2 protein-coding genes are annotated in these 11,145 nt (G+C 71.0%); one reads left to right on the top strand and one right to left on the bottom strand.

What is annotated here, in order from left to right; all coding sequences use genetic code 11:
* Window positions 1-165: 165 nt before the first annotated feature.
* The gene (lspA, locus tag N7925_RS31820; RefSeq protein ID WP_265602919.1) at window positions 166-687 is read right to left on the bottom strand and encodes a signal peptidase II; all 522 of its coding nucleotides are present in this window, start codon (window positions 685-687) and stop codon (window positions 166-168) included.
* A 633-nt stretch (window positions 688-1,320) separates the two neighbouring features.
* On the opposite strand from lspA, the gene N7925_RS31815 reads away from it, so the two are divergent.
* On the top strand, window positions 1,321-11,145 hold the full coding sequence (locus N7925_RS31815; protein ID WP_274345898.1) for a type I polyketide synthase: 9,825 nt from the start codon (window positions 1,321-1,323) through the stop codon (window positions 11,143-11,145).

Below are 11,145 nucleotides of genomic sequence, written 5' to 3'. Positions count from 1 at the left end.
CAGGTCCGGTACTCCTCGCGCCCGCCTCGTCCGCGGGAAGCGGCAGCCGGCCGCCCGCCGTCGCCTTGAGGAGCCCGCAGCCAAGGAGCCCGAACGGAGCTGCCTACATGGCCATTTCGGCGTCGCTCCCGGGGCGCCCCTCGTCCCGCCCCCGTTGGGCTCGGGTCAGCCCTTTTTCTCCTCCTCGGCCGGCTTCGTCTCGATCGAGCCGTCCAGGTTGATACCGCGGAAGCTGGCCCATACCGCCAGCGCGCCACCGCAGACCACGGCCATGTCGGCGATGTTGAAAACGGGCCAGTTGGGAAGCTGGATCCAGTCGATGACTTCGCCCTGGAAGGGGGACGGCGGGCGGAATACGCGGTCCACCAGGTTTCCGGACGCGCCACCTACCACAAGACCGAAGATCACGGCCCAGATGGGGACACGTACGCGGCGGGAAATCCAGAGAATAACGATGATGACGACGAGTTTGGCTGTACTGAACAGCCATGTCGTGTCTTCACCGAGGGAGAAGGCGGCCCCCGAGTTGGAAACTCGGGTGAACTTCAGGAACCCACCGAGGGTGCTTACCGGCTCCGCGAGGGAGAAATGCGCCAAAGCGATCTGCTTGGTGATCAGATCCGCAATGAGCGCTACTGCCGCCAAGGTAGCAATGAGGCCAAAATGTCGATTCCTCAATTCACTCACCCTCCCCTCGCTCCCGAGGCTCCGCCCGTCCCTGCTGTCTGACTTCTTCTGTCGCACGGTCACTTGTTTCTCGGCAGGGGGTCGCAGGCGTCGATGCAGAGTACAGCAAGCCGACGTGACTCGCAGGAAATTCCACCTCTGCCCGTCGACTCGCCCTGCCGTGTGGCGCATCTTCCTGTGGCGTGAATCGTGGGAATCGCTTTCCGACAAGATCCGGATGCCGTCACTCGGTGCGGAAAAGGTTCAATTCGGATAAACAGTTCCTCACGAAGCAGAGCCCGGGGGGCCAAAGAGCGAGAGGGCAGGGCATATTCAAGTTCTTGGCACGATTTTTCCGGCAACCTGTGCAACTGGCTGAATCCTTCCTCTTGCGGCCCGTCAACCCTTGCCCGGAGCAGGGGGCGGCGTGGCAGTGTCGTCCGGGTCAGGATCAGCATATGCGGAGCACCCTCCACCTGGCACGATTCTCTCCCCCCGGGGCGAGCTATCGAGCGCAGTCGGTCGGCACGGGGGGCATGCCGGTCAGACGCAGTTCACTTCGCGTGCCCCAGGACCGTGCTGTAGCCACATCAGGCATCCGATGGGGCACGGACGTGCGGCCACCCGTGCATCTCCAGACTGAAAAGGGACGTAATGAGTGAACTGCACGGTGTGACCGGATCGCGCCCACAGGACTCTGATGCGACTCCTGACCGCCTCGTGACCCCGGACATCCCCATCGCGGTGGTCGGAATGTCGTGTCGACTGCCGCAGGCCGCCGACCCCGGGGAGCTGTGGCACCTGTTGTCCCGGGGCGGGAACGCGATCTGTGAGGTTCCCGCTTCGCGCGGTTACCCGGAGGCCGATTCCCCGGAGGTGCCCGGCGGCTGGACCCGGCAGCAGCTCCACAGTGCGCGGCTCGGCGGATTCCTGGCCGGCGTCGAGCAATTCGACGCGGAGTTCTTCGGTATCTCCCCGCGAGAGGCCGCCGCGATGGACCCCCAGCAACGGCTCGCCCTGGAGCTGGGCTGGGAGGCGCTGGAGGACTCCGGGATCGTGTCCGGGGAGTGGCACGAGGGCAGGACCGGAGTGTTCATCGGGGCCGCCTCCCACGACTACTCCCTGCTGCTGGACCGTTCGGGCCTGGCGGCGCGGACTCCGCACGCGGTCGCGGGAACCCAGCGGGGCATCATCGCCAATCGCCTCTCCTACCTGCTCGGGCTGAGCGGGCCGAGCCTGACCGTCGACGCGGGCCAGGCCTCGTCGCTGGCCACCGTCCACATGGCCTGCGGGAGCCTGCGCAGTGGCGAGTCGACGCTGGCCCTGGCCGGTGGCGTGCACCTCAACCTCGTACCCGAGTCCGCCTACGGCATGGCCGGGCTCGGCGCTCTCTCTCCCGACGGCCGGTGCCACACCTTCGACGCGCGAGCGAACGGATACGTGCGCGGCGAGGGCGGGGCGATCGTCGTGCTCAAGCCGCTCTCGCGGGCCCTGGCGGACGGCGACCGGGTGTACTGCGTCATACGGGGCAGTGCCCTGAACAACGACGGCGGTGGCAGCGGGCTCACGGTCCCCCGTCAGTCCGCGCAGGAAGAGGTGCTGCGGCTCGCCCAGCAGCGTGCCGGCATCGGACCCAGCCAGGTGCGGTACGTGGAACTGCACGGCACCGGTACCAAGGTCGGCGACCCCGTGGAAGCGGCGGCGCTGGGAGAGGTGATCGGAAGCGCACGAACGTGCGAACGCCCCCTGCTCGTGGGCTCGGTCAAGACCAATGTGGGCCATCTCGAAGCAGCCGCAGGAGTGGTCGGCCTGGTGAAGACGGCGTTGTGCCTCCAGCACCGTCGACTCGTGCCGAGCCTCAACTTCGAGACACCGCACCCCGACATCCCGCTCGACGAGTGGAACATGCGGGTGCTGACGCATTCCGAGGAGTGGCCGGCCGCCGAGGGACCGCTGGTCGCCGGGGTGAGTTCATTCGGCATGGGCGGCACCAACTGCCATGTGGTGGTGGCCGAGGCCCCGGCGGCGGCCCGCGACGGGAGCAACGCACCGGACGGTGCCGCGGGCGCCGAGGAAGGGGAAGGGGCCGACGGCGTTCTGCCCTGGGTCCTCTCGGGGCGGACCGCTCCGGCACTGCGCGCGCAGGCGGAGCGGCTGCGGGAGTTCACCGCTGCCCCCGGCCTCCTCCCGGCCGACACCGCCCACGCGCTCGCCACCACGCGCGCCGGGTGGGAGCACCGCGCCGTGGTCCTGGCCGCCGACCGTGCCGAGTGCGGCCGCGCGCTGGCCGCCATCGCCGCGGACACCTCCGACGCGGCGCTCGTCCAGGGCATCGTCCGGGACACCGGCAAGACCGTGTTCGTCTTCCCCGGGCAGGGCTCGCAGTGGCCCGGCATGGCGCGGGAACTCCTGGCTTCCTCGCCCGCGTTCCGGGAGCGGATCGCCCTGTGCGAGCGTGCGTTGGCACCGTTTGTGGACTGGTCGTTGCGCGAGGTGCTGATCGGGGCGCCGGGCGCTCCGCCGCTGGAACGCGTCGACGTGGTGCAACCGGCCCTGTGGGCCGTCATGGTCGCGCTGAGCGACGTGTGGCGATCGTTCGGCATCCGCCCGGATGCGGTCGTAGGCCACTCCCAGGGCGAGATCGCAGCCGCGCACGTCGCCGGCGCACTGTCCCTGGAGGACTCGGCGAAGGTGGTGGCCCTGCGCAGCAAGGCGCTGGGACGACTGGCCGGCAGCGGTGCCATGGCCACCCTCTCGCTGCCGGTGGATCAGGTACGGGCACGGCTGGCGGACCGGGCGTCCGCAGCGGGTGCCGACTCCTCGCGGGTCGAGATAGCGGCCGTCAACGGCCCCTCCTCCACGGTGGTCTCCGGGGCCCCGCGCGACGTCGAGGAACTGGTGGCGGCCTACGAGACCGAGGGCGTCTGGGCACGCATGATCCCGGTCGACTACGCCTCGCACTCCGCCGATGTGGAGGTGCTCCGCGACGAACTCCTGGCGGACCTCGCCGACATCGTCCCCTGTGACGGCGCACTCACGTTCTACTCTCCCGTGCGCGCCGCGGCCATGGACACGTCGGAGCTGACCGGCGAGTACTGGTACGAGAGCCTGCGCCGGACCGTACAGCTGGAGACCACGACCCGGGCGCTGGTCGAGCACGGGCATCACACCTTCGTCGAAGTCAGCCCGCACCCTGTGCTCACTCCGGCCCTCCAGCAGACTCTGGCCGACACCGGTGCCGGTCGGCCGGCACCGGCCGGACAGCCGTCGCGGGCGACGGTCGTCGGCACGCTGCGGCGCGACGAAGGCGGCCGGCGCCGACTGCTGACGTCCCTGGCACAGCTCCATGTGCACGGTGTGGAGGTGGACTGGCGTGCGGCGTTCGCCGGACGCCCCACGCGCAAGGTCGCTCTGCCGACGTACCGCTTCCAGCGGCAGCCGTACTGGCTGCCGAGCGGCACCGCCACCCCCTCCGCCGAGCTGCCCTTCTGGGAGGCGGTGGAGCGCGCCGACGTCACCGCGCTGGCCGACACGCTCGGCATGGACCACGAGCAGCAGACCGCGCTGCGGAACGTGCTGCCCGCACTGGCGAACTGGCGACACGAACAGGTCCGCACGGCGCCCGCGCCGTCGGCCCACCCGGACTCCGGGGCGGAGCCGGGAAGCGACACCTCGGAGTACGGCCGTCGGGTGCGGGCGATGAGCGAGGAGGAGCTGCTCGCGCGCGTACGGACGGAGGCCGCGGCCGTGCTGGGGCACGCCGGTGCACAATCCGTGGATGTCTCCCGGACGTTCAAGGACCTGGGCTTCGACTCCCTGGGCGCGGTCCAGTTCCTTGAGCGGCTGAGCGCCGCGACCGGCTTGTCCCTCTCCCCCACCCTGATCTTCAACCATCCGACGCCCGCCCGGCTCGCGGAGCGGCTGCGCATCGAGGCCGGCGGCGGCACCCGGGACGCAGCAGCCGAGACGCCCGGGCCGACCGACGACGCCGAGCCGGTTGCGGTGGTGGGGATGGCGTGCCGGTTCCCTGGGGGTGTGGAGTCTCCGGAGGACTTGTGGGAGTTGGTGCGCGAGGGCCGGGACGCGGTGTCGGGGTTCCCGACGGGGCGCGGGTGGGACCTGGAGGAGTTGTACGACGCTGACCCCGACCCGTCGCGGACCGGGAAGGTGTACGCGTCGGGTGGTGGTTTCCTGCACGAGGCGGACCGTTTCGACGCGGGGTTCTTCGGGATCAGCCCGGTGGAGGCCGCGGCGATGGATCCGCAGCAGCGGTTGCTGCTGGAGAACGCGTGGGAGGCGGTCGAGCGGGCAGGGATCGACCCCACCTCGCTGCGCGGCAGCGACACCGGAGTCTTCACCGGCCTGATGCAGGGCGGCTATGCGCCCCGGCACGTTCCCGTCGAACTCGAGGGGCACCTCCTCACCGGCAACGAGGGCAGTGTGGCGTCGGGGCGTATCTCCTACACGCTGGGCCTGGAGGGCCCGGCGGTCTCCGTGGACACCGCCTGCTCCTCGTCCCTGGTGGCCATCCACCTGGCGGTCCAATCGCTCCGCAGGGGCGAGTGCACCATGGCACTGGCCGGCGGCGCGACCGTCATGGCCACCCCCCGGACCCTGATCGAATTCAGCCGCCGACGCGGGCTGTCGGCGGACGGACGCTGCCGCGCCTTCGCCCAATCCGCACACGGCACCGGCTTCGCCGAAGGCAGCGGCCTGCTCCTCCTCGAACCCCTCTCACGAGCACAAGCCAACGGACACCGGATCCTGGCCCTCATCCGCGGCACCGCCACCAACCAGGACGGCGCCAGCAACGGCCTCACCGCACCCCACGGCCCCTCCCAGGAACGCGTCATCCGCACCGCACTCACCGACGCCAACCTCCTGCCCGCCGACATCGACGCCATCGAAGCCCACGGCACCGGCACCACCCTCGGCGACCCCATCGAAGCCCAGGCCCTCCTCAACACCTACGGCCAGGAACGAACCACGGACACCCCCGTCTACCTCGGCTCACTCAAATCGAACATCGGCCACACCCAAGCCGCCGCAGGCGTCGGCGGCGTCATCAAAATGATCAAAGCGATGGAACACGCCACCCTCCCCCGGACCCTCCACGTCGACCAGCCCACCACAAAGATCGACTGGACCCAAGGACAACTCGAACTCCTCACCGACCCCCTCCCCTGGCCCGACCAGAACCGGCCCCGACGAGCAGGCATCTCCTCCTTCGGCATCAGCGGCACCAACGCACACCTCATCCTCGAACAGGGCGAACCCGAGCCCGAGCAGACCGAGCAGGCCACCCCCGGCGCCGACTCCGGCCACCTGCTCGACCCCGACTCCGCCCCGCCCGCTCCCTGGATCCTCTCGGCCAAGACCCCACAAGCCCTCCAGGACCAGGCCGCCCGGCTCGCCGCCCACCTCACGGCCCACCCCGAGACCCGCCCCGCCGACATCGCGCACACCCTCGCCACCGGCCGCACCCGCTTCGCCCACCGCGCCCTCCTCACCACCCACGACCACCACAGCGCACTCCGCGCACTCGCCGACGACACACCGCACCCCGGCCTGATCCGGTCCGCCTCCGCGTCAGGGAAGGCAGCCCCCAAGGTCGCGTTCCTGTTCACCGGCCAGGGTGCACAACGGCTGCACATGGGCCGGGAGTTGTACGCGTCCTCACCGGTGTTCGCCGAGGCGTTCGACGCGGTGTGCGGGGAGCTGGACGACGCCGGGCTCCCGCGTGCGTTGCGCGACGTGGTCTTCGGAACGGACGCCGGGCTGCTGAACCGGACGCTCTACGCGCAGGCGTCCCTGTTCGCGGTCGAGACGGCTCTGTTCCGGCTGATGGAGCACTACGGTCTGCGCCCCGATCTGCTGCTCGGCCACTCCATCGGCGAGGTGACGGCCGCCCATGTGTCCGGTGTCCTCGCCCTGGCGGACGCCGCCGTACTGGTGGTGGCAAGGGGCCGGTTGATGGAAGCCGCACGGGACGACGGTGCGATGGTCGCCGTACAGGCGACCGAGGACGAGGTACTGAGTGCCCTCGCGACGTACGAAGGACGACTCTCGGTAGCCGCCGTCAACGGCCCGCAGTCGGTGGTCGTCTCCGGCGACGCGGACGCCGCCGACGAGGTCTCGGCACACTTCGCCGGCGCGGGCCGCAAGACCAAGCGGCTCCAGGTCAGCCACGCCTTCCACTCGGCGCACATGGACAGTGCGTTGACGGAGTTCGGCGAGGTTCTTCAGTATCTGCGGTTCGAGGAGCCGGGCATCGCGGTCGTATCGAACGTGACGGGCCGCCTCGCCACCACCGGCCAACTGCGGTCGCCCGACTACTGGGTGACGCACATGCGCCGACCGGTGCGGTTCGGCGACGGAGTCGCGACGCTGGTCGAGCAGGGCGCGACCGTGTTCGTCGAGCTGGGGCCCGACGGCGTGCTGACCGGCATGGTTCAGGTCTGCCTGAGCGACACCGGTGCGGCCGGGGAACGGGACATCGTCGCCGTGCCCTCCCTGCGTGCCCCGCACGAGGAGGGGCAGACGGTGGCGGCGGTGCTCGCGCACGCCATGGCGCAGGGCGCGGCGCTCGATCCGTCGGCCGTCTTCCCCGGAGCCTCCCGGACGGACCTGCCCACCTACGCGTTCCAGCGGGACTCCTACTGGCTGGAGGAATCCCCCGCTCCCGACGTGTCCTCGTCCGGGCTCGACGGTGTGGAGCACCCTCTGCTGGGCGCCGCGGCACCCCGCCCCGACGGGCGGGGGTGGCTGCTGACAGGCCGGATCTCCCTGCGTACGCATCCCTGGCTCGCCGATCACACCATCGGCGACTCGGTACTGCTGCCCGGCACCGCACTCGTCGACCTGGCGACGGAGGTCAGCGGCCGGGTCGGCGCCGACCGGGTGGAGGAACTCACCCTGGCGGCACCCCTCGTCCTGGCCCCCGACGCGGACGTCAACCTCCATGTGGAGACCGAGCCCCTGGAGGACGGCGGATGGGCGGTGGCGATCCATTCCCGTACCTCCGGCGACGATCCGCAGGGGCCCCTGGAGAGCGCCTGGACCCTGCATGCCTCCGGTGTGCTGACCAGCGGTGGCACACCCGACCGGCCGCCGTTGCCCGAGGTGCGGCTGCCCGACGGCGCGAACGCGGTGGACACGCGCAGGCTCTACGCCGACCTCACGGAAGGCGGCTACCGGTACGGCCCCGCCTTCCAGGGAGTCACCGCCGCCTGGCGCGACGGTGAGGACGTCTACGCGGATCTCTGCCTCCCCGACGGTCTCGACACCACCGGCTACGGCATCCACCCCGCACTCCTGGACGCCGCCCTGCACCTGCTGGTGCTGGATGCCAAGGAGATGCGGTTGCCGTTCGTCTGGGCCGGAGTGAGTGTGTGGGCCACGGGGGCCACCGTGGCCAGGGCGCGCCTGCGGCCGGCCGGCCCGGACGCGGTGTCGGTCGTGCTCGCGGACCCCTCCGGCGCGGTGATCGCCGAGGTGGCGTCGCTGACCCTGCGCGCCTTCACTCCCACCACCGCCTCCGGTGCGGCCCGCGACCACAAGTCGCTGTTCCGGCTGGGCTGGAGCGAGATCTCAGGGTTCGACGCCGCCGATGCGGACGATGCCGCCGACGCCTTCGGTCCGCCGGGTACGGGAGCGGAGGCCGTGGCCGTCATCGGCTCCGACTTCCTGGTCGCCACGGGCGCGGTCGCCCATCGCGACCTCGCCGCCCTGGAGCGATCCCTCGAGGAGGGCGCCGTCGTTCCCTCGGCCGTACTCGTGCCCTGCCTGCGCGACCCGGACGCCGGGGTGGTCGCCGACGCGCACGCCGCGACGCGGCGGGTGCTGGGGCTCGTTCAGCAGTGGCTGGCCTCGGCGTCGCCGGTGACCGGTTCGCGGCTGGTCGTGCTCACGCGGGGGGCGACGGCGGTCGGCGACGGCGAGGGCGTCACCGACGTGGCGATGTCCGCGCTGTGGGGGCTGCTGCGTGCGGCGCAGAACGAACACCCGGGCCGCTTCGTCCTGCTCGACGTCGACGACCACCGCAGGCTCGCCGGTCGGCCGGGGCTGCTGCGCACGGCACTGTCCGCGGTGCTCCACAGCGGCGAGCCCCAACTCGCCCTGCGAGGCGCGACGGTCAGCGCCGCCCGGCTGACCAGGCACGTCACCAGAGGACTGCTCGCGGCGCCCGAGGGCGAGCCCGCCTGGCGTATGGAGGTGTCGCCCGACGGCTCGCTGGACCGTCTGACGCTCACCGCGCACTCGGCCTCGTCCGCACCGCTGGAGCCGGGGCAGGTACGGATCTCCGTACGCGCCGCCGGACTGAACTTCCGGGACGCGCTGAACGCGCTGGGCCTCTATCCCGGCGAGGCGGGCCCGCCCGGGATAGAGGGTGCGGGCGTGGTCATCGAGGTCGGGGCCGGCGTGCGGGAACTGGCGCCGGGCGATCGGGTGATGGGGTTGCTGTCCGGTGCGTTCGGGCCGGTCGCGGTCGCGGACGCGAGGATGCTCGTACGGATGCCGGACGGCTGGACGTTCGCCAGAGCGGCTTCGGTGCCCGCCGTATTCCTGACGGCCTACCACGCGCTGATGGACCTCGGGGCGCTGCGGCGGGGCGAACGGCTGCTGGTGCACGCGGCGGCGGGCGGAGTCGGGATGGCTGCCACACAGCTGGCGCACCACCTGGGCGCGGAGGTGTTCGGCACCGCGAGTTCCGGCAAGTGGGACACCCTGCGCGCGCTGGGTCTGGACGACCGGCACATCGCTTCCTCCCGTGACCTCGACTTCGAGCGGAGTTTCGGCCGGGAGCTGGGAGAGGGCGGCTTCGACGTCGTACTGAACTCCCTGGCCAACGAATTCGTGGACGCGTCGCTGCGGCTGCTGCGACCCGGCGGACGGTTCCTGGAGATGGGCAAGACGGACATCCGCGACCCGGAGTCGCTGCCCGGAGTGTCCTACCAGTCGTTCGATCTGACCCGGGTGTCCCCGGACCGCATCCAGCAGATGCTGGTCGCCCTGGTGGAGCTGTTCGAGGGCGGGGTGCTGGAGACCCTGCCGATCACGGTGTGGGACATCCGGCGGGCTCAGGAGGCGTTCCGCCACCTGAGCCAGGCCCGCCACATCGGCAAGGTCGTGCTGATGCTGCCGAGTGACCCCGACCCTGCGGGCACGGTCCTGATCACCGGTGGCACCGGCACGCTCGGCGCACTGCTCGCACGCCACCTCGTCACCCGGCACGGGGTGACCCGGCTGCTGCTGACCAGCCGCAGCGGCCCCACCGCCGCAGGCGCCGACACACTGCACGACGAACTCACCGCACTCGGCGCCCAGGTGACCATCACCGCCTGCGACACCGCGGACCGCGACGCACTCGCCCACCTCCTGTCCACCGTCCCACCGCAGCACCCCCTCACCGCCGTCGTCCACACCGCGGGCATCACCGACGACGCCGTACTGGAAACCCTCACCGCGCCCCGGCTGCACACCGTGCTACGGCCCAAGGTCGACGCGGCCTGGCACCTGCACGAGCTGACCCGGAACCTCGACCTGTCCGCGTTCGTCCTCTACTCCTCCGTCGCCGGACTCCTCGGCAACGCCGGCCAGGCCAACTACGCCGCCGCCAACTCCTTCCTCGACGCCCTCGCCCAACACCGCAGAGCCCACGGACTGCCCGCCACCTCACTGGCCTGGGGACTCTGGGAGGAGACCAGTGCGATCTCCGGGCACCTGGGGCACACCGATCTGGAGCGGCTGGAGCGATCCGGCATCGGAGCACTCCCCAGCGCGCAGGGCATGGAGCTCTTCGACGCCTCGTGGCGTGGCACGGAGGCGCTGGTGGCACCACTGCCGCTGGACCTGCGGAGGCTGCGCGCCGGTACGTCGTCGGCCGACGACGTACCGGCGGTCCTGCGGGAACTGGTACGTGTTCCCGCACGCCGCGCGTCCCTCGCTCCTGCCGCGTCGGCGGCGGCTTCGTGGCCCGGACAGCTCGGCCCGCTGTCACAGCAGGGCCGTCAGGAGCTGCTCGGAGAAGCGGTGCGGGCCGAGGTCGCCTCCGTACTCGGGCATGCGAAGCCCGAAGGGATCGACCTCACCGAGGAGTTCAAGGTCCTCGGGTTCGACTCGCTGACCTCCGTGGAACTGCGCAACCGGCTGAACAGGATCACCGGGCTGCGGCTGTCCGCCACGCTGATCTTCGATCACCCCACTCCGGAAGCGGTCATCCACCACCTCTTGGCGCACCTCGTGCCCGAGGAGGCCGCTCTGGACGTCCGCATCCTGGAGGACGCCGACCGGATGGACGCGGCGATGTCCGCGTTCACCGGAGACAGCAGAACGCACGCGCGCATCGCGGCCCGTCTGGAAGCGCTGCTGCGCAAGTGGAACTCAGTGCAGGACTCCTCCGACCACGTCGGCGACGACCTGGAATCCCTCTCCGACGGCGACTTGTTCGACGCCCTCGACGACGAACTCTCGCGCTAA

Origin of the sequence: Streptomyces sp. CA-278952 (assembly GCF_028747205.1) — a bacterium.
Classification (GTDB): domain Bacteria; phylum Actinomycetota; class Actinomycetes; order Streptomycetales; family Streptomycetaceae; genus Streptomyces.
This window is presented reverse-complemented; position numbering and strand designations above follow the sequence as displayed.